An 18,460-nucleotide genomic window follows, 5' to 3' on the forward strand; every position below is an offset into this window, starting at 1 on the left:
ATATGCTCATACTAATGATTTATCACTTACTCGGCTTTTAGAAATAGCCGAATTAGCAGGTAAAGGGGCACGTAAACAGCAAAAGTCATCAACTATTAAGGATTTTTGTACACCACCACCTGCTTTAAAGTTGGAGATTGAACAACCACCAGCTGAAGTAGGGATTGAGAAAAAGGCTGCTGCTGTTTTAGCAGCTAATCAGGCGGCTCGTAAGGTGGATGCTCGAATTCGCCAAGTGAAGGTGAATTATGGTGATCTACAGCAAAAAGTTGTTATTGCCAATTCTGATGGGGTTTATGTAGAGGACCTACGTACACGTACACGTCTTTCAATACAAGCTATTGCTAGTGAAAAAAATTTGATTCAGACTGGTTATCAATCAGTAGGTGGCAGTCAAGGTTTTGAATTATTGGAGAAAAAAAGCCCGACTGAATTAGCTAAACAGGCTGCTCAAAGAGCTGTCTTAATGTTATCTGCTAAACCAGCCCCCTCAGGTAGAATGCCGGTTGTTTTAGCTGGTAAAGCTGGGGGAACAATGGTTCATGAGGCTTGTGGTCATGGTTTGGAAGCAGATTTAGTACAAAAAGGACTTTCTGTATATGTAGGAAAAAAGGGTGAACAGGTAGCCTCACCTTTGATTACGGTTATTGATGATGGGACCTTAAAAGGTCAATTTGGTACTATGGGCTATGATGATGAGGGAACACCTTGTCAAAAAAATGTTCTGATTGAAAATGGTATTTTAAAAGGATATTTATATGATTTAAAAACAGCTAAACAAGAGGGTCTTTCTTCAACGGGAAATGGGCGGCGTGAATCATATCAGAATCGTCCTATACCTCGTATGACCAATACTTATATTGCTCCAGGTAAAACAGATGCAGAAAAAATAATTAAAGATACTAAGGAAGGGCTTTTGGTAATGGGTATGGGCGGGGGGCAGGTTAATACTTTGACAGGTGATTATGTATTTGAAGTTACGGAGGCCTATTTAATTCAAGATGGCGAAATTACTCATCCGGTAAGAGGGGCAACCTTGACTGGTAATGGTCCGGAAACATTAAAATTAGTCGAGGAACTTGGCAGTGATTTGCATTTTATGATTGGGATTTGTGGTAAAGAAGGTCAAGGTGTACCTGTTTCTGATGCTCAACCGACTATGGCCGTGCGTGAGCTAATTGTTGGGGGCACAGGTGAAAATTCTGTTTCAACTGATAAAAAAATTAGACGTGTTTAGGCAAAGGAGTGGATCTAATGAAGTCAATAGCCTCTCAAATATTGAAACTAACAGCACAAAAAGGTATTAAGCAAGCAGAAGTTTTTGGACAAACTTCAAAAGAATTAACTATAGAAATTGCACGTCAAGAAGTAGAAAATTTAAAAATAGCGGAAGAACAAGGTGTTGGCTTGCGGATTATTTTTGAGAATCGTTTAGGTTATGCTTATACTGCTGATCTAAAGAAAGAGTCCTTACAAGTATTAGTGGAAAAGGCACTAGCCAATTCACGTTTGGTCGAAGCCGAAACAGCTTGGAATATTGCCCAACCCAATGATAAATATCCTCAATTGGATTTATTTGATTTGGAAATAGGTCAGCATTCTTTAGAGGAAAAAATCTCTTTAGCCCAAGAAGTTGAACAAGCTGCCTTGAATTATGATTCACGAATTAAACAAGTAGAAAAAGCTGTTTATCAGGATGCAGATTATCAGTTGTTTCTTTATAATTCATATGGTCTAGAAAAGAATTATCACAGTGCTTTTTGTGGTTTATATAGTTCTGTTATTAGTAGGGATCAAGCTGATGCTCAAACTGGTTTTGGTATGGATTTTAGTTTGAAATACGCAGACCTTGATCCATATAAGGTAGGTCGTGAGGCTGGTGAAAAGGCCGTGAGAATGTTGGGAGCACGTACCATTTCCTCAGCGAAATTACCAGTTGTTTTTGAGCCTTATGTAATGGTTGGTTTGTTAGGTGTATTAGAAGCAATTTTTTCTGGAGAAGCAGTTTTAAAAGGCACCTCTTTTTTAGCTGGTAAAGTAGGTGAAAAGGTTGCAGGTACGGCGGTTAATTTAATTGATCATGGTGCTTTAAAAGGGCGACTGGGTTCAGCTCCTTTTGATGGTGAAGGGATGCCTACACAGAAAACCAGTTTAATTCATAATGGAGAATTACAAGGTTTCTTGCATAATCTCTATACTGCACGTAAAAGCGGTACTATTTCTACAGGTAATGCCGTTAGAAGTGGTTATAAATCTACACCAGAGGTGGGAGTGACTAATTTTTATTTGGAACCTGGTAAAGTTTCACCAGAGGAATTATTGCGTGAGATCTCTTATGGATTTTATGTAACTGAGGTTATGGGTTTGCATACAGCTAATCCTATTTCCGGTGATTTTTCTTTAGGTGCAGCAGGTTTATTGATTGAAAATGGTGAAATAACTAAACCGGTAAAAGGGATGGCTTTAGCCGGTAATTTACAAGCTCTTTTAAAAGGTATAGATTTAATAGCTAATGATTTAACTTTTTATCTGGGACAAGGTTCACCAACAGTGCGTGTACAAGGTTTAACATTAAGTGGAATATAGAGTAGAGGGGATTTAAATGTTTAAAATATGTATAATTCATGGTCCTAATCTTAATCTCCTTGGTCAGCGGGAACCTAAAATTTATGGAGAAATGACCTTTGCAGAATTGAATCGACAGTTAATTGCTTATGGGGAGGAAAAAGGTTTAAAAGTAGAAATTTTTCAGTCCAATCATGAAGGTGATTTAGTAGATAAAATACAAAGCGCGGCTGATTTTGATTATTTAATTATTAATGCTGCAGCCTATACCCATACTAGTATTGCCCTACGAGATGCTCTTTTGGCCTGTTCAACACCTGCTGTGGAAGTTCATTTAAGTAATTTAGCTAAAAGAGAACCTTTTCGACAGGTTTCTTTATTAGCAGATGTAGTCCAAGGGCAAATTATTGGTTTAGGTGTTTGGGGATATCGCTTGGCTTTAGATGCCGTCCTTCATTTTTTGCAGGGAGGAAAGGATATTGTCTAGACGCAATCAGGTGAAAAAGTGGCTTAGGGAACAAGGTTTAGATGCATTTTTGGTTTCAAAACCGGAACATCGTTATTATTTAAGTGGTTTTACAGGGACTAATGGATATTTATTACTCACATTAGAGCAGGACTATTTATTAACTGATTTCCGCTATCATGATCAGGCCAGACAAGAAACCGAAGGCTATCAATTGCTTTGGGGTAGTAATGGTTGGGGACAAGCTTTAAATAATTTATTATGGGAATTAGGTTTAAAAAAATTAGGTATAGATCGGGAAACAGTAACACTTTCCCTTTATGAGTATTTAAAAATGGAATTAACGGGCATTGTGCTAGTTCCAGAGAAAGATCCCTGTAGGCATTTAAGAAAAATTAAAAGTCCGCAGGAAATAGCTTTGATAAAAAAAGCTGCTGAAATTACGGATAAAGCTTTTATGCATATTGTGGAGCTGATTAGACCTGGTCTTACAGAAAAAGAAGTTGCATGGGAACTTGAGTTTTTCATGCGGCGTTTAGGTGGTGAGGGTCCTAGTTTTGATACAATTGTTGCTTCTGGGCCGCGGGCAGCCTTACCACATGGTGTGGCTTCGACAAAAATTATGGAGCCAGGAGATTTAGTAATTCTTGATTTTGGCACTATAGTTCATGGTTATCATTCAGACTTTACACGAACCTTAGTTTTAGGTGAGCCCCAAAAAAAACAATCTGAAATTTATAATTTAGTTTTAGAAGCCCAGACAGCAGTTCTGCAGGCAATACAACCAGGGATGTTAGCTTGTGAGGCCGATGCTTTAGCCCGTAAGGTAATTACCCAAGCGAGTTATGGTTCTTATTTTGGTCATAGTTTAGGTCATGGAGTCGGCTTGGAGATTCATGAGGGACCAAATTTATCACCCCGTGAAACCACTATTTTAGAACCGGGAATGGTAGTTACTGTTGAGCCTGGTATTTATATTTCAGGTTGGGGGGGAATTAGAATTGAAGACTTGATAGTGATTACTTCACGGGGGTGTGAAAAATTATCTAAAGCACCGGATTTATTTAAAGTTGGGAGATGAGGAGGTAAAAAATGATTTCAACAACAGATTTTAGAACTGGTTTAACATTTGAATTGGAAGGTGATGTTGTTCAAATTATTGAATTCCTACATGTTAAACCAGGCAAGGGTGCTGCCTTTGTGCGCTGCAAAATTCGTAGTTTAAAAACAGGAGTAATTGTAGAAAAGACTTTTCGGGCCGGTGAGAAATTTCCTAAAGCTCATTTAGATCGCAAGGAAATGCAGTTTTTATATAAAGAAGGTGATGGTTGGGTCTTTATGGATACTGAAACCTATGAACAAATTATTATCCCGGAAAAAGATTTGGAGAAGGCACCAGATTATTTAAAGGAAAATATGACTACCGGTATTTTATTTTATCAAGGAAAGGTATTAGGTGTGGATTTACCTACCCAGGTTGAATTAAAAGTTGTAGAAACCGAACCTGGTATAAGAGGGGATACGGCATCAGGTGGGAATAAGTCCGCTACTTTGGAAACTGGTCTACAGGTTCAAGTGCCTTTATTTATTAATCAAGGAGATTTGTTAGTTATAGATACACGCAGTGGTGAATATGTGAGTCGTGCCTAAAAAGGCTTATTTTAAAGGGGGTAAAAAAAATGAGTGATTTAAAGAAAAAAGTAGGTTATTTAAAAGGGTTGGCTGAAGGATTAAATTTAGATGAAACAAGCAAGGAAGGTCGATTATTTAATTCGGTTTTTGATGTACTTGATGAAATGGTGGTAGTCATCGAAGAAATAGTTCTTAGCCAGCTGGAGATGGGTGAGTATTTAGAGATGATGGATGAAGATTTAGGTGATTTGGAAGACTATATTTTTGGTGTAGAAGAAGAAGAGGACTATTTCCCCGGTGCAGAGTTGCCCGAATTACCTGAGGTAGGGGCAGAGGAAGCTGAAGAGACTGAAGCCGAAATTGAGTTGGCCTGTCCACATTGTTTTGAAGTCCTAGATTTGGAACCAAGTATTTTGGAAGATGAGGATGTTATAGAAATCATTTGCCCTAATTGTGAAAAATCCATTGTTTTAAATGAAGAAGAACAAAAAAAGGAAGAGGAAAATACGGAGCAGTAATTGATGAGTAGTTTACAGACCACACCACGTGCAAACCGACTGCATATTGCTTTATTTGGAATTACAAATGCGGGAAAATCTAGTCTAATAAATGCTTTGACTGGACAGGAAATTGCTTTGGTTTCGGCGATCAAAGGTACGACAACTGATCCGGTTTATAAGGCAATGGAATTGGCTCCTTGGGGACCAGTGGTATTTATCGATACTGCAGGTTTGGATGATTTAAGTGCTTTGGGGAAACTGAGAAAAAAGAAAACATTGGAAGTATTAAAAAAAACAGATATAGCTATTTTGGTTTGTGATGCTGCTGTAGGTTTTAATGAACCTGAACGGGATTTGTTAATTTATTTACAAAAAAAACGTCTGCCTTTTTTAGTTGTTTTTAATAAAATTGAACTCCTTCCCCAAAGGGAAAAAAGCTTAGCCAAAATAGAAAAGGATTTAGGTATTGAGATAATTGCTACCAGTACAGTAACTAAAGAAGGTTTAATAACATTAAAAGAGGCTCTTATAAAGCTTGCTGCTTCAACTAAAACAGAACAAAAACTTATTGGGGATTTAATTGAACCTAATGAAATAGTGGTTTTAGTGGTTCCTTTAGATGAATCTGCACCTCAGGGTCGATTAATTTTACCGCAGCAACAAACATTACGTGATCTTTTGGACCATCAGGTAATTGGTATTGTAACTAAACCAGAGCAGTTAAAAGAAGTTTTGTTAAATTTAAAAAAGCCTCCGGCCTTAATAATTACCGATTCGCAAATCTTTTCGGAGGTAGGGGAAGTAGTACCACAGGACATTCCTTTAACCTCATTTTCAATACTATTTGCTCGCTATAAGGGAGATTTGTCGGAGCTGTTAAAAGGTGTAGAGGCCATTCAAAATTTAAAAGATGGGGATAAAATATTAATTGCCGAAGCGTGTACACATCATCGGCAGGCAGATGATATTGGTACTGTTAAAATTCCACATTGGCTGCAGCAGAAAACAGGAAAGAAGTTACAATTTGAATTAAGTAGTGGTTATTCTTTTCCGGAAAACTTGCCAGAGTTTGCTTTAATTATTCATTGTGCTGGTTGTATGCTTAATCGCCAAGCTATGCTGCAGCGAATTAACCAGGCCAAAGAAGCGGGAATGCCGATTGTTAATTATGGTGTTTTAATTGCTTATTTACATGGGATCTTGGAAAGGGCTTTAGAACCTTTTCAAGGAAACACATTGAGTTCATAAGTTATATAATTAGTTAACTTTTTTTGCATAAATAGAGGACCTGGACAATATAGTGTATTGTCCAAGTCCTTTTTTATATGGGGTGAAAAAATGTACTCTCAATCTTGGTTTCAGATATTAACACCTGAATTACAGGAATTAATTGGTGAAAGCCTACAAGTAATAGTTGAAGAAATAGAAGAAATTCGTTTAAGAATAGCTAGGCCTATTTTGTTTCGTTTAGGTACAAAAGAATTAACAATTACACCAGAAAAAAGGCTTACTCCGCGATTGGAAAACGGCTATTTAATTACAAAATCTGAATTAGAAAGGGCTGTTCAGATTTTAAGTCAGAATTCGCTTTATGCTTGGGAAAATGAATTTAAAAACGGATATTTGACTATTCCTGGTGGACATCGGGTTGGTTTTGTGGGCAGTGGTGTCTTAAAAGAAGGAAAAATTAAAAGATTAAAGGAGCTTTCCGGAATTAATTATCGCCTGGGTAAAGAAATTTTAGGTTGTGCTCAAAAGGTACTACCTTATTTAGTAAAAGAAGAAGAAATAAAACATACGTTAATTATTTCGCCGCCCCGCTGTGGCAAAACGACTCTTTTACGCGATCTAGTAAGGCAAATTAGTACTGATTTTCCCGGTGTGAATGTTGGTGTAGTAGATGAACGTTCTGAAATAGCCGGTATGTATCAGGGTGAGCCCCAATTTGATATAGGTTTGAGGACTGATGTTTTGGATGCCTGTCCTAAAGCTGAGGGTATGTTGTTACTGATTAGATCGATGTCTCCACAAGTTATTGTTACAGATGAAATCGGAAAAAAGGAAGATGTAGAAGCTTTACATAATGCCTTACAGGCGGGTGTCAAAGTAATTACTACTGTACATGGGACCAATTGGGAAGAAATTAAAAGAAAACCCTATATTCAAACATTGGCCAATTGGTGTTTTTTTGAGAGAATAGTTGTTCTCAGCAGAAGGAAGGGACCAGGTACTTTGGAGGTAATTTTAGACGGAAAAAGTAAAGAGAGGCTGAGATAAATTGTTAAAATTGCTGGGTGCCTTTTTGATTATTAGTGGCTGTGGATTTTTTGGTTTTAAAAAGGCCAGGTTTTATCGAGAAAGGACAGAGTTATTTCGTTTTTTGCAAAATGGACTTACTTTATTGGAAGCTGAAATAAATTATGGGGTGACACCACTACCACTTGCTTTAAAGAGAATTGAGCAAAGGGTAAACTCGATTTGTCAACCTTTATTTGGACGGGCAGCAGTTCTCTTGCAAGAAAAAAAGGGAATTACGGCTGCCGAGGCATGGGCAAAGGGAGTGCAAGCATTAAATGAAAAAATTCCTTTAACTGATCAAGAAAGGGATCTGTTACTTATTTTTGGACAGGGCTTAGGTAATTCGGCTTTGGAAGAACAAATTAAACAACTTACTTTAACACGTAAACAGCTGAGTTTATTTGAGAAAAGGGCACAGGCCGTAGAAGATAAAAATGAAAAGATGTGGCAATATTTAGGGATATCTGCAGGAATAGTAATTGTTTTAATTCTAATCTAAGGAAAGGAAAGAATAATGAGGATAGAATTAATTTTTCAAATAGCCGGGATCGGTATTCTTACTTCAATTTTTCATATAGTTTTAAAACAAGCTGGTAAAGAAGAATATTCATTCATAGCTACTTTAGCCGGTGTGGCAATTGCTTTAATAATGGTTGTGCAGTTATTAGCCGAATTATTAGAGGCTGTTAAAGGGGTGTTCTTTCTTTAATGGAAATTTTTCAGATTATTGGCTTGGGACTTACTGGCACGGTTTTGGCTGTTTATGTTAGGGAAAGTAATCAAGAAATAGCGGTTTTAATTAGCTTAGTTACCGGACTGCTTTTATTTGTTTTTGCTTTAAAAAAAGTAGCTGCAGTAATTAAAATTTTAACAGAGTTGGCTGCACGAGCAGATGTAAATCTTTATTATTTGGCCATTATTTTAAAAATTATGGGTATAGCTTATTTAGCTGAATTTGGAGCTCAGGTTTGTCGAGATGCTGGTCAAGGTTCTACAGCCACAAAACTAGAATTTGCCGCCAAAATACTAGTGATGGTTTTAGCCTTGCCGATAATTACGGCTTTGGTAGATACTGTTTTACGGCTTTTGCCTTGAGATGAAAATGAAAAAAGTAATTATTTTCTTCTGTTTGCTTAGTTTTTTTTGGCCTTTGGCGGTACAGGCTGGTATGGAACCAGGGGAAATAGTGGCTAATCAAGAGGAAAATCTTAACCTAGCTGAATTAGAAAAATTCATTACCGAAATAGAAACTGATCTGCATTTACTTTTTCCGGATTTTTCTTGGCGGCAAATCCTTGAAAAATTTAAAAAAGGTGAACTGGATTTTGCTCCCCATGAAATTCTAACCAAAGCCCTTGCCTTTTTTTGGCGGGAGGTAATTTTTAATTTATCCATATTAGGTAAAATATTGGTTATTGCCGTTCTAGGGGCTATTTTACAAACTTTACAAACTGCATTTACTAAGGGAACGGTTGCTCGTTTAGCTTATTTTATTTGTTTTGCTGCCTTGATTACCTTAACGGTAGGTTCTTTCAAGATTGCCCTGGATACAGGTTGGCTAGCCATTAATAAAATGGCTGCTCTTATGAAAATTTTACTACCACTATTATTAGTATTGTTAACCACTTTGGGTGGTTTAACCACTACCGCTTTACTACAACCTTTTTTATTAGTTTTTTTTGGATTCCTAGTTTCTTTTACCCAAAATATAATTTTTCCCGCTATTTTTTTAACCGCTATTTTATGTATAACTAATAATCTTTCCGATCATTTTAAACTTTCTCGTTTAGTTAGTTTTGCTAAACAGATGACTAAAGCTGCTATTGGGTTAGTGCTAACTCTTTTTGTGGGAATAATTTCGGCTGAGGGGGTATTAGGTGCAGTAGTAGATGGAGTTACTTTACGAACAGCAAAATATATGGCGGGGACTTTTGTACCGGTGGCCGGAAGTATGTTTGCTGATGCTTTAGATGCGGTCATGGGTGGATCACTACTCTTAAAAAATGCTTTAGGATTAACCGGTGTACTGCTGTTAGGTGCTATTTTGCTATTCCCTATATGTAAGGTTTTGGCTTTAGCGATTATTTATCGTTTAGCAGCAGCTTTGATACAACCATTAGGTGATACATTATTAGCCGATACATTAGAAGAAATGGCTGGCTGTCTTTTTTTAACATTTGCGGCAGTAGCGGCAGTAGCGATTATGTTTTTTGCCGCGATTACAGTAATTGTCGGAGCTGCCAATTTAACCATTATGTTTAGATAGGAGAATAATAATGGCTTTTTTAACGGAATTGGTGCGAAACTTAATTTTAATAGTTTTATTAACCACTTTTCTAGAAATGATTATGCCTTCAGATAAAATGCAGCGTTTTGTCAAAGTTGTTTTAAGCCTTTTTATTTTATTTACACTTTTAAATCCGCTTATTAATTTTATTAATGAAGCAGTGATAGAAGATGCCTTTCAGGAGGCTTGGACAGCTTTTGAAATGACTAATATTTTAACGGAAAGTGAACAATTGCAAATGGCCAATGATAATTTTATAAAGGAAAATTATCGTCAGGAATTGGCTGCACAGATGAAATTATTATTAACCCCATTATGTGGAAAAACGGAAGTGAATATTGAGCTACAGACAATTCCTGGAGAAATAGAAAAAATAATTATTAAAGAAGTGTTGATTACTGTAAACGAATCTGAAAAAGGGGGAGTAAATAGCGGGGAAATCAAACAGTATTTGGCGGAAAACTTTGCCTTGTCGGCAGATTTAATTCAGGTAAATTTTGTTTAAATGGAGGAAAAGAGTGTTTAAATCATTTGTTGAATCAGAAGGTAAATTAAAACCGGGAATAATTATTATTTTAATTATTCTAGGTATAGTTTTAATGGTGGTACCGGGTATGTTTTCATCCTCCAAAAAGGAAACATCATCACCGGTAATTACCGAAACTCAAGTTACAGAAGAAATCTTTCTTTTGGAGGAAAAATTAGCTAAAAAGGCCGTAAATATACTTCAGGAAATTAAAGGTGTGGGCAGTGTTAGTGTAGCCGTTAATTTAGCTGCAGGTTTTGAACAAGAATATCTGTGTAATAGTAAATCCCAAATAGAAAAAACTGTGGGTGAAAGTAAGGAGACCCTAGAGGTAAATGAAGAGAAAGAATATTTGTTGGTGCAAAATAAGCCTTTAATGTCAAAAAAAAGGAGTCCGGAAATTGAAGGGGTATTGGTAGTAGCTGAAGGGGCAAGTGCAGCCAAAATTAAACGGGAATTAAATCATGCTGTTCAGGCCTTATTTCATTTACCGGCTCATAGAATAATAATACTACCTAAAGAAAGTAGGGAATGATTGATGAAAACAATTTTTATTCGTTTTAAAAGTGTGTGTGTTTTGGGATTAATGTGTTTATCTGTTTCTTTTATTTGGTTTGTTCTTAATTCACATTATCAAACTCAAATAGCTTTGTTAGAGGAGAAGGTAATTTCGGAAATGCCTACAAAGACAGAACCTGTTTTAGAAACGGGAATAACAATTGTCTCCCAGGAGCCAGAACAAACAACGAGGGATTTTTTTAGTGAATATCGTTTAGAAAGGGAACGTATGCGAAGTGAACAACTTGAGATTCTTCATGAAATAATTAATAATCCTCATTCTGATACAGAAAGTAAAGCAGAAGCTCAGGAAAAATTATTATGGTTAAGTGGTAGTTTAGGTAAGGAAGTTAAAATTGAAAAAGCATTACAAGCCAAGGGCTTTCATGATGTCGCGGTAGCTGTGGAAACAGAAGTGATAATGGTGATTATCCCTACTGAAGGATTACGTCAAGATGAAATCGCTAAAATTGCAGATATTGTGATTAAAATTGCCGAATGTGATTTAGAAGATGTTGTAATTGTACCTACAGAAATATAATTCTTTAGATATTAAACCAGTGAAAATAAAGCTTGCATTACTAATTTAAGTAAAATATAATTAGGGTTGCTTAGATCAGCGTAAACTAGGTTGGGCGATTCACCAACGTTTAACTTGGTTACGGTGAAAAATAAGGAGGTGAAAGAGGATGTCACTTAGTGCCGAAAGGAAAAATGAAATTATTAATAAGTATCGTCTTCATGAGCAGGATACAGGTTCTCCAGAAGTGCAAATAGCAATCTTAACCGAAAGAATAAACTACTTAACCGAACATTTAAAGGTGCATACTAAAGATCATCATTCACGGCGTGGGTTGTTAAAAATGGTAGGTCAGCGTAGGCATTTATTAAATTATCTTCGGAAGGAAGACTTGAATCGATACAGAACTCTCATTGAAAGTTTAGGTTTGAGAAGATAAGAGCGGACAACCGCTCTTCTTTTTTGATATTTATTTTTCCAAGGGAAGGAAATAATAAAAGTCATGTAGAATAAAGTCATTGTTTAGGGTTTAATGAAATAAAAATTAGGAGGTTAAAATTTTTAATGGACTATCCAGATTCGATTTTAAAAAAACAACTAGATTTGGCTGGTAGAACATTAGTTATGGAAACCGGCAAAATTGGTAAACAAGCTGGTGGAGCCGTTTTTGTTAGTTATGAGGATACCTGTTTATTAACAACGGCAACAGCTTCAGCTGAGCCGCGGGAGGGTATAGATTTTTTTCCTTTAACGGTTGATTATGAAGAACGTCTTTATTCTGTGGGTAAAATTCCCGGTGGTTTTATCAAAAGGGAAGGACGCCCTAGTGAAAAAGCGATTCTTTCCAGTAGATTAATTGATCGCCCTTTAAGACCTTTATTTCCGGAGGGGTATCGTAATGATGTACAAATTGTGGCTACTGTAATGTCAGTAGACCAGGACAATGCACCTGATGTATTAGCTATTAATGGGGCTTCGGCAGCACTGCACCTTTCCGCAATACCTTTTAAAGAACCAATTGGTGCAGTTATAGTTGGTTGTATTGATGGTGAATTAATTATTAATCCTACTGTAAAGGAGGCGGAAAAAAGCTGCCTGCACTTAGTTGTAGCTGGAACAAAAGAAGCGGTTATGATGGTAGAAGCTGCAGGTGAAGAAGTATCTGAGGACTTGTGTTTAGAAGCAATTTTGTTTGGTCATGAAAAAATTAAAGAAATTGTACAGTTTATTGAGGATTTCCGCAATGAAGCATTAGCTTTAGGAATTGCTAAAGAAAAACAAGTTATCCAGGCACCTGAAATTGATTCCACACTTTGGGAGGTAGTTGAGGAGTTTGCCAAAGCTAATTTGGAAAAGGCATTGGTCAATGAGGACAAGCTAGCTCGTGAAAAGGCTGTCAAAGAAATTAAAAAAGCTACTGAAGAACATTTTGCAGAGCTATATCCAGAAAAACAGTCGGAAATAAATCAGGTTTTAGAAACAATCAGCAGAAAATTTATTCGTAAATTAATTACTGCACAAAAGCGGCGTTTAGATGGGCGAAGTTTAAATGAAATCAGACCAATTACTTGTGAAGTAGGTCTTTTACCGCGAGCACATGGAAGCGGCTTATTTACTAGAGGTCAAACCCAGGTAATGACTGTGGCCACATTAGGTGCTATTGGTGATGAACAAATTTTAGATGGTCTAGGATTAGAAGAATCCAAACGTTATTTACATCATTATAATTTTCCATCATATTGTGTGGGAGAAACTCGACCTATGCGTGGTCCAGGTCGTAGGGAAATAGGACATGGAGCATTAGCGGAACGAGCCCTAGAGACCATGATTCCACCTGAAGAGGAGTTTCCTTATACTATTCGGTTGGTTTCGGAAGTTCTCGAATCTAATGGTTCATCTTCAATGGCTAGTGTTTGTGGAAGTACCTTGGCTTTAATGGATGCTGGAGTGCCAATTAAAGCACCAGTGGCCGGAATTGCTATGGGACTTATTAAAGAAGATGAGCAGTTTTTTGTGTTGAGTGATATCCAGGGAATAGAAGATGCCAATGGGGACATGGACTTTAAAGTAGCTGGAACTAAAAAGGGAATTACGGCGATTCAAATGGATATTAAAATTCCCGGTATCGAAAGAAGAGTCTTAAGCCATGCTTTAGAGCAGGCTAGAAAAGGACGCTTGTTTATTTTGGAAAAAATGTTAGCCATTATTCCTGCTCCGCGAACTGAAATTTCTCCATATGCACCGCGTATTTTTACTACTTCTATTGATCCGGAGAAAATTGGGGATGTAATTGGACCAGGTGGTAAAACTATTAAAAAAATAATTGATGAGACTGGTGCAGAAATTGATATTGAAGATGATGGACGTGTTTTTATTGCAGCCGTAAACAGTCTAGCTGGAGAAAAGGCTCTAAAGATGATTGAACAATTAACCAAAGATGTCAAGGTAGGTGAATTATATACCGGTAAAGTTGTCCGGATTATTAATTTTGGTGCTTTTGTTGAAATTTTACCGGGTAAAGAGGGACTAGTCCATATTTCCCAATTAAAGGAGGAGCGTACTAATCGGGTAGAAGATGTAGTTTCTGTGGGAGATGAAATTTTGGTTAAAGTTACGGAAATAGATCGGCAAGGCAGGATTAATTTATCGCGTAAAGCGGCTCTTCGGGAACAAAAAGCAAAGAATAAATAATTTTTTTAATTCACCCTGCATATAGATTACCGTAAAGAATCTATAAAGGGGTGAATTAAAAAATGCAAATCTTTTATTTTAGTAAGAAGAAAATATTGTTATATTTGTCAGCAATCTTGCTAATATTAGTGGGAATTGTGTGTGGCAGGTGTTTTTTACATTCAGCACAACCAACACTTAATCCTATTTATATTGGGGATACAAAGGAAAAAGCCGTTGCTTTAATGTTTAATGTTGATTGGGGAGAGGAGGTCATACCGGAAATATTAACAGTTTTGGAAGAAAAAGAGGTAAAGGCAACTTTTTTTATCACGGGACGATTCGCTAAAAAGTTCCCAGAACTAGTGAAAACAATAGCTCATGCAGGTCATGAAATTGGCAATCACGGTTATTCACATCCTTATCCCAATAAGCTTAATTTAGAGCAAAATATTCAGGAAATAAAAAGGACGGAAGAAGTATTTAATGAAATAGGTATTGAAATTACTCCCTTATTTGCACCACCTTATGGTGAACATGGTCCGGTAGTGCTGCAAGCAGCTCATCAATTGGCATATAAAACAATTATGTGGACTTTAGATACAATTGATTGGCAGGATCCTGAACCAGAGGTCATTTTAGAGCGGATTTTGCCTAAGGCAGATCATGGTTCATTAATTTTAATGCATCCAAAGGAATGCACCCTTAGAGCCCTTCCTAAATTAATAGATTCACTTAGGAAAGATGATTATTCATTTAAAACAGTTTCGGCAATTATTTGATGTGTAAAGCGAGAAAAATGGCATGAGAAATTGGTTTAATATTATTCTGTTATCTTTTTTGCTTAGTTTTGCTTGGGGTGCAGAAAAAGTGGAGGCTACACCACAAATTAGTGCTGCGGCCGCCATTGTAATGGATGCTCAAACTGGTGAAGTATTATATCAAAAAAATGCTTTTCAACAAAAGGCACCAGCTAGTACAACTAAAATTTTAACTGCAATTTTAGCAATAGAAAGTGGTTTCTTAGATGAAATAGTGACAGTTAGCGAAAATGCCGCTGCTATTGGTGAGGCTTCACTACATTTAAAACCAGGTGATCAACTGTTACTGCGGGAATTAGTTTGGGGGGCTTTATTAAAATCCGGAAATGACGCTTGTGTGGCCATAGCCGAGTTTCTAACACCTAGTGAAATAGAATTTGTGGGATTAATGAATTTAAAAGCACAACTTTTAGGAGCATTTCAGACAACATTTTATAATTCCAATGGTTTACCACATCCATATCATTTGACTACAGCTTATGATTTAGCTATAATCACTCGTTATGCATTACAAAACTCCACTTTTCGGGACATGGTTGCTACTAGGAGCTATCGAATAAAATGGTTAAATTCAGAAAAAACCTTATTCGTAAAAAATACAAACAGACTTTTATGGTCCTATCCGGAAATTACTGGTGTTAAAACAGGTACTACAATTCAGGCGGGAAAATGTTTGGTTGCTTCAGCCTTGTATGGACAATTGCATTTAATTGCAGTTGTCTTAGATTCCCGTAACCGTTATGAAGATGCTTATCGGTTATTGAAATATGGAATTAAAATAAAGGAGATTCAGGTATATGCAAAATGATGATGTTGTTAAAACTCAATTGGAAAATGGAGTAAGAATAATTTCGGAAAAGATTCCGGGTGTACGATCAGTTTCCACTGGGATATGGGTAGGGGTTGGTTCACGTCATGAAAATAATGGACAAGAGGGAACAGCTCATTTAATTGAGCATTTAATGTTTCGTGGGACAAAAAAACGTTCAGCAAGTGATATTGCCACAGCTCTTGATTCGGTTGGGGGACAATTAAATGCTTTTACAACAAAGGAATTTACTTGTTATTATACTAAAACACTTGATGAACATTTTTATTTAGGTTTAGATGTATTGACTGATATGTTTTTTAATTCTACCTTTTCTGAAGAATCGATTGAAAAAGAAAAAAGTGTAATCACTGAGGAAATAAAAATGTATGAAAATACGCCAGATGATTTAATTCATGATTTTTTTATGCAAACTGTTTGGCCAGATCATCCATTGGGGAAACCTATTTTGGGTACCATTGAATCTCTCGAAAATATTCAAAGGGAGGATTTACTAAATTTCTTAAAGGAAAAATATATCCCCGAACGGGTTGTGGTTGTAGTTGTTGGTAATTTAAATCATGAAGAAGTACAAAGTAAGGTACGTGAACTTTTCATTACCCGACAGCCAGATACCAATACTACCCGTTTGGCTTTACCTAAAAGGGCTTCAGGTGCAAGTACACATTTAAAACGTGATATTGGACAAGTCCAAATTTGTCTAGGCACAGATGGTTTATCACAAAAAGATGAAAGACTTTATGTGCTTTATATTCTTAATAATATTTTAGGTGGAGGATTGTCTTCTCGTTTAGTTCAATCTATAAGAGAAGAAAGAGGTTTGGCTTATTCGGTTTTCTCTTACCACAGTACTTTTTGTGATACCGGATTATTTACCTTTTATGCAGGGACAAGTCCTAATAAATATTACGAAGTTATTGATTTATTTATTAAAGAAATTCAACAGGTTGTTCAATATGGTATTACTGCGGCAGAATTAAAAAGAGCTAAAGATCAATTTAAAGGTAATTTATTAATGGGTTTAGAAAATGTTAGTAATCGTATGTCCAGATTGGGCCGTAATGAATTATGTTTAGCGAAAATTATTTCCCCCACTGAAATTATTAAACGGGTCTCATCGGTTACATTAGATGAAGTTCATGAATTGGCTCATGAATTATTTGGGGAAAATCATTTTACTTTAAGTACGATTGGCCCCTTGGATCAGCCCCTGGATTTACAAGCTCATTTATACATATAATTTGCGAGCATAACCCTCCTGACCATGCATAAGCATAGGATTAAGGAGGGTTTTTATGAGCAAGTCGATTTTTTTGTTGTTTTTTTTCTTTTTGGTTTATTTGGCGATAAAATCACAAAAAAAATTACAGAAGCAAAGAAAAATAAAAGAATTAGAAAAGATAACTGACTCCCCTTTTTCTTATGTAATTGCTGAACTAGTGGCTGTGGCCGGTGGTATTTATTTAGCCCTATTATTATTAGTAACTTTTTTAGAAATTTCTTTGCCTGAGCGGCTTGTTTTATATGATTGGTCTTTAGATTTTTTAGCAACACTAGCCTTACTACTAGCTCTCCTACAGCCGATTTTTCTAGCACTTTATTATAAAATCGGTCAATGGTTTTAATTTTTAAAAGAAGGGGAGAGGCTAATGTCACAAGTAAGATTAAGTGAGTTAATTGGCAAGGATATTATTAATTTGCAGACTGGGTGCCGTTTGGGAATAGTTGCAGATTCGGATTTAATTATTGATACAGAAACTGGAGAAATTCAGTCAATTATTTTACCAAGTAGAGGTGGTATCTTTGGTTTTTTGGATCGCCATAATCTTACTATCCCTTGGTCAGCCGTAAAAAAAATTGGTAATGAGGTAATTATTGTTGATTTAGATGAAACTCATTTGAATTACAAGCATTTGCATTATTGACAAAAATTATTTTAAGGCATACAATAAATAAAACTAAAAATTAGTTACCTCACCTTATGAGGTGGGGTAGGGGAGCGAAAATCAAAAGTAATTTGGGGAGTCGGCAGCTGTGAGCCAAAGGAAAGGGATTTTCGCCGAAGTTTGATTTTTGGCCGAAAAATCAAGCTGGGATTACACTAAAGAAGTGTAATACTGTCATCTGATTAAAAATCCATAATCAGATGGAGAACTATCCTACAACGGGCGGGTGCTGTCTAGATACAGCGATGGGTGAAACCTGTGGCTGTTTTTGTTTTATCTGGGGCAAATTAGTAATAAGGGGGTTATCTAAAATGTCAAATTTGCGTGTGGTGGTAATTGGTGCTAGTGGAAAAATGGGTCGGGCAATTATTCAAGGATTAAGTAAAGAGGCAGATATAACTATTGTGGGTGGTATTGATGTGCATAATTTAGGTGAAGACATTGGTAAATTAGCGGGAATTTTGCCTTTAGGTATACTGGTTACTAATCAATTAGAACAAGTTTTGTTAAAAGAAAAACCTAATGCAGTAATTGATTTTACTCATCGGCTAGCTGCTCAAAAAAATATTCCCCTAGTCTTGAAAAATGGTATTTCGGTAGTGGCCGGTACGACCGGATTTGATGAAACTGACCTTAATAAATTTGAACAACTGGCATTGGAAAATAAAACCTCTATCTTTTTAGCCCCAAATTTTTCTTTGGGTGCAGTATTAATGATGAAATTTGCTCAAATAGCTAGTAAATATTACCAGCAATCTGAAATTATTGAATACCACAATGATCAAAAAGTAGATAGTCCCTCTGGTACCGCATTGGCGACATCTAAAAAAATAGCCGTAAAT

23 protein-coding genes are annotated in these 18,460 nt (G+C 36.3%); all 23 read left to right on the forward strand.

Translation table 11 applies throughout. The annotated features are described in order from the left end of the window. Positions 1-1,237, forward strand: a 1,237-nt coding sequence (locus GX687_00300) for a TldD/PmbA family protein (GenBank protein ID HHX95898.1), incomplete at its 5' end; no start/stop codon positions are given. A gap of 17 nt (positions 1,238-1,254) precedes the next feature. Continuing rightward, a complete protein-coding gene (locus tag GX687_00305) occupies positions 1,255-2,586 on the forward strand; it encodes a TldD/PmbA family protein (protein HHX95899.1) in 1,332 nt (443 codons plus the stop codon). Between the two features lie 16 nt (positions 2,587-2,602). Beyond that, the gene (gene aroQ, locus GX687_00310; protein ID HHX95900.1) at positions 2,603-3,052 is read left to right on the forward strand and encodes a type II 3-dehydroquinate dehydratase; all 450 of its coding nucleotides are present in this window, start codon (positions 2,603-2,605) and stop codon (positions 3,050-3,052) included. Further along, positions 3,009-4,112 carry an aminopeptidase P family protein gene (locus tag GX687_00315; GenBank protein HHX95901.1) on the forward strand — a complete coding sequence of 368 codons (1,104 nt, stop codon included), beginning with the start codon at positions 3,009-3,011 and terminating at the stop codon, positions 4,110-4,112. The genes aroQ and GX687_00315 overlap by 44 nt, the downstream gene beginning before the upstream one ends. 11 nt (positions 4,113-4,123) lie before the next feature. Then, a complete protein-coding gene (efp, locus tag GX687_00320) occupies positions 4,124-4,681 on the forward strand; it encodes an elongation factor P (protein HHX95902.1) in 558 nt (185 codons plus the stop codon). A 29-nt stretch (positions 4,682-4,710) separates the two neighbouring features. Continuing rightward, positions 4,711-5,181, forward strand: coding sequence for a hypothetical protein (locus GX687_00325; protein ID HHX95903.1), 471 nt, complete (start codon positions 4,711-4,713; stop codon positions 5,179-5,181). A 3-nt stretch (positions 5,182-5,184) separates the two neighbouring features. Then, positions 5,185-6,411, forward strand: coding sequence for a [FeFe] hydrogenase H-cluster maturation GTPase HydF (gene hydF, locus GX687_00330; GenBank protein ID HHX95904.1), 1,227 nt, complete (start codon positions 5,185-5,187; stop codon positions 6,409-6,411). Positions 6,412-6,501: 90 nt separating this feature from the next. Then, entirely contained in the window at positions 6,502-7,440 is a 939-nt protein-coding gene (gene spoIIIAA / locus GX687_00335) for a stage III sporulation protein AA (protein ID HHX95905.1), read from the forward strand. Between the two features lies 1 nt (position 7,441). Beyond that, complete coding sequence (locus GX687_00340; protein ID HHX95906.1) at positions 7,442-7,960, forward strand: stage III sporulation protein AB; 519 nt, start codon at positions 7,442-7,444, stop codon at positions 7,958-7,960. A 15-nt stretch (positions 7,961-7,975) separates the two neighbouring features. Beyond that, the gene (spoIIIAC, locus tag GX687_00345) at positions 7,976-8,170 is read left to right on the forward strand and encodes a stage III sporulation protein AC (protein HHX95907.1); all 195 of its coding nucleotides are present in this window, start codon (positions 7,976-7,978) and stop codon (positions 8,168-8,170) included. After that, complete coding sequence (spoIIIAD, locus tag GX687_00350; protein HHX95908.1) at positions 8,170-8,556, forward strand: stage III sporulation protein AD; 387 nt, start codon at positions 8,170-8,172, stop codon at positions 8,554-8,556. The genes spoIIIAC and spoIIIAD overlap by 1 nt, the downstream gene beginning before the upstream one ends. A gap of 1 nt (position 8,557) precedes the next feature. After that, positions 8,558-9,727: a stage III sporulation protein AE gene (spoIIIAE, locus tag GX687_00355; GenBank protein HHX95909.1), complete on the forward strand. Its 1,170-nt coding sequence runs from the start codon at positions 8,558-8,560 to the stop codon at positions 9,725-9,727. Between the two features lie 10 nt (positions 9,728-9,737). Beyond that, positions 9,738-10,253: a stage III sporulation protein AF gene (gene spoIIIAF / locus GX687_00360; protein HHX95910.1), complete on the forward strand. Its 516-nt coding sequence runs from the start codon at positions 9,738-9,740 to the stop codon at positions 10,251-10,253. 13 nt (positions 10,254-10,266) lie between these two features. Next, positions 10,267-10,809 carry a hypothetical protein gene (locus GX687_00365; GenBank protein HHX95911.1) on the forward strand — a complete coding sequence of 181 codons (543 nt, stop codon included), beginning with the start codon at positions 10,267-10,269 and terminating at the stop codon, positions 10,807-10,809. Between the two features lie 3 nt (positions 10,810-10,812). Then, positions 10,813-11,373, forward strand: coding sequence for a SpoIIIAH-like family protein (locus GX687_00370; GenBank protein HHX95912.1), 561 nt, complete (start codon positions 10,813-10,815; stop codon positions 11,371-11,373). 148 nt (positions 11,374-11,521) lie between these two features. Then, positions 11,522-11,791 carry a 30S ribosomal protein S15 gene (gene rpsO, locus GX687_00375; GenBank protein ID HHX95913.1) on the forward strand — a complete coding sequence of 90 codons (270 nt, stop codon included), beginning with the start codon at positions 11,522-11,524 and terminating at the stop codon, positions 11,789-11,791. Positions 11,792-11,916: 125 nt separating this feature from the next. Then, positions 11,917-14,043, forward strand: a complete 2,127-nt coding sequence (locus tag GX687_00380; protein ID HHX95914.1) for a polyribonucleotide nucleotidyltransferase — start codon at positions 11,917-11,919, stop codon at positions 14,041-14,043. A 62-nt stretch (positions 14,044-14,105) separates the two neighbouring features. Beyond that, positions 14,106-14,804 carry a polysaccharide deacetylase family protein gene (locus GX687_00385; protein HHX95915.1) on the forward strand — a complete coding sequence of 233 codons (699 nt, stop codon included), beginning with the start codon at positions 14,106-14,108 and terminating at the stop codon, positions 14,802-14,804. Positions 14,805-14,826: 22 nt separating this feature from the next. Further along, positions 14,827-15,651 carry a D-alanyl-D-alanine carboxypeptidase gene (locus GX687_00390; protein ID HHX95916.1) on the forward strand — a complete coding sequence of 275 codons (825 nt, stop codon included), beginning with the start codon at positions 14,827-14,829 and terminating at the stop codon, positions 15,649-15,651. Beyond that, positions 15,641-16,912: an insulinase family protein gene (locus GX687_00395; GenBank protein ID HHX95917.1), complete on the forward strand. Its 1,272-nt coding sequence runs from the start codon at positions 15,641-15,643 to the stop codon at positions 16,910-16,912. The genes GX687_00390 and GX687_00395 overlap by 11 nt, the downstream gene beginning before the upstream one ends. A gap of 55 nt (positions 16,913-16,967) precedes the next feature. Continuing rightward, on the forward strand, positions 16,968-17,297 hold the full coding sequence (locus GX687_00400) for a hypothetical protein (protein ID HHX95918.1): 330 nt from the start codon (positions 16,968-16,970) through the stop codon (positions 17,295-17,297). 24 nt (positions 17,298-17,321) lie between these two features. Further along, a complete protein-coding gene (locus tag GX687_00405; GenBank protein ID HHX95919.1) occupies positions 17,322-17,597 on the forward strand; it encodes a YlmC/YmxH family sporulation protein in 276 nt (91 codons plus the stop codon). A gap of 332 nt (positions 17,598-17,929) precedes the next feature. Then, on the forward strand, positions 17,930-18,460 hold a 531-nt coding region (gene dapB / locus GX687_00410), incomplete at its 3' end, for a 4-hydroxy-tetrahydrodipicolinate reductase (protein HHX95920.1).

The sequence above is a fragment of the Clostridia bacterium genome (assembly GCA_012841935.1).
GTDB lineage: Bacteria > Bacillota > Peptococcia > DRI-13 > DTU073 > DUTS01.

Excerpts from the sequence above, each read along its gene's own strand:
- GX687_00305 (HHX95899.1), top strand. The coding sequence starts at position 1,255 with ATGAAGTCAATAGCCTCTCAAATATTGAAACTAACAGCACAAAAAGGT.
- aroQ (HHX95900.1), top strand. The coding sequence starts at position 2,603 with ATGTTTAAAATATGTATAATTCATGGTCCTAATCTTAATCTCCTTGGT.
- GX687_00315 (HHX95901.1), top strand. The coding sequence starts at position 3,009 with ATGCCGTCCTTCATTTTTTGCAGGGAGGAAAGGATATTGTCTAGACGC.
- efp (HHX95902.1), top strand. The coding sequence starts at position 4,124 with ATGATTTCAACAACAGATTTTAGAACTGGTTTAACATTTGAATTGGAA.
- GX687_00325 (HHX95903.1), top strand. The coding sequence starts at position 4,711 with ATGAGTGATTTAAAGAAAAAAGTAGGTTATTTAAAAGGGTTGGCTGAA.
- hydF (HHX95904.1), top strand. The coding sequence starts at position 5,185 with ATGAGTAGTTTACAGACCACACCACGTGCAAACCGACTGCATATTGCT.
- spoIIIAA (HHX95905.1), top strand. The coding sequence starts at position 6,502 with ATGTACTCTCAATCTTGGTTTCAGATATTAACACCTGAATTACAGGAA.
- spoIIIAC (HHX95907.1), top strand. The coding sequence starts at position 7,976 with ATGAGGATAGAATTAATTTTTCAAATAGCCGGGATCGGTATTCTTACT.
- spoIIIAD (HHX95908.1), top strand. The coding sequence starts at position 8,170 with ATGGAAATTTTTCAGATTATTGGCTTGGGACTTACTGGCACGGTTTTG.
- spoIIIAE (HHX95909.1), top strand. The coding sequence starts at position 8,558 with ATGAAAATGAAAAAAGTAATTATTTTCTTCTGTTTGCTTAGTTTTTTT.
- spoIIIAF (HHX95910.1), top strand. The coding sequence starts at position 9,738 with ATGGCTTTTTTAACGGAATTGGTGCGAAACTTAATTTTAATAGTTTTA.
- GX687_00370 (HHX95912.1), top strand. The coding sequence starts at position 10,813 with ATGAAAACAATTTTTATTCGTTTTAAAAGTGTGTGTGTTTTGGGATTA.
- rpsO (HHX95913.1), top strand. The coding sequence starts at position 11,522 with ATGTCACTTAGTGCCGAAAGGAAAAATGAAATTATTAATAAGTATCGT.
- GX687_00380 (HHX95914.1), top strand. The coding sequence starts at position 11,917 with ATGGACTATCCAGATTCGATTTTAAAAAAACAACTAGATTTGGCTGGT.
- GX687_00385 (HHX95915.1), top strand. The coding sequence starts at position 14,106 with ATGCAAATCTTTTATTTTAGTAAGAAGAAAATATTGTTATATTTGTCA.
- GX687_00390 (HHX95916.1), top strand. The coding sequence starts at position 14,827 with ATGAGAAATTGGTTTAATATTATTCTGTTATCTTTTTTGCTTAGTTTT.
- GX687_00395 (HHX95917.1), top strand. The coding sequence starts at position 15,641 with ATGCAAAATGATGATGTTGTTAAAACTCAATTGGAAAATGGAGTAAGA.
- GX687_00400 (HHX95918.1), top strand. The coding sequence starts at position 16,968 with ATGAGCAAGTCGATTTTTTTGTTGTTTTTTTTCTTTTTGGTTTATTTG.
- GX687_00405 (HHX95919.1), top strand. The coding sequence starts at position 17,322 with ATGTCACAAGTAAGATTAAGTGAGTTAATTGGCAAGGATATTATTAAT.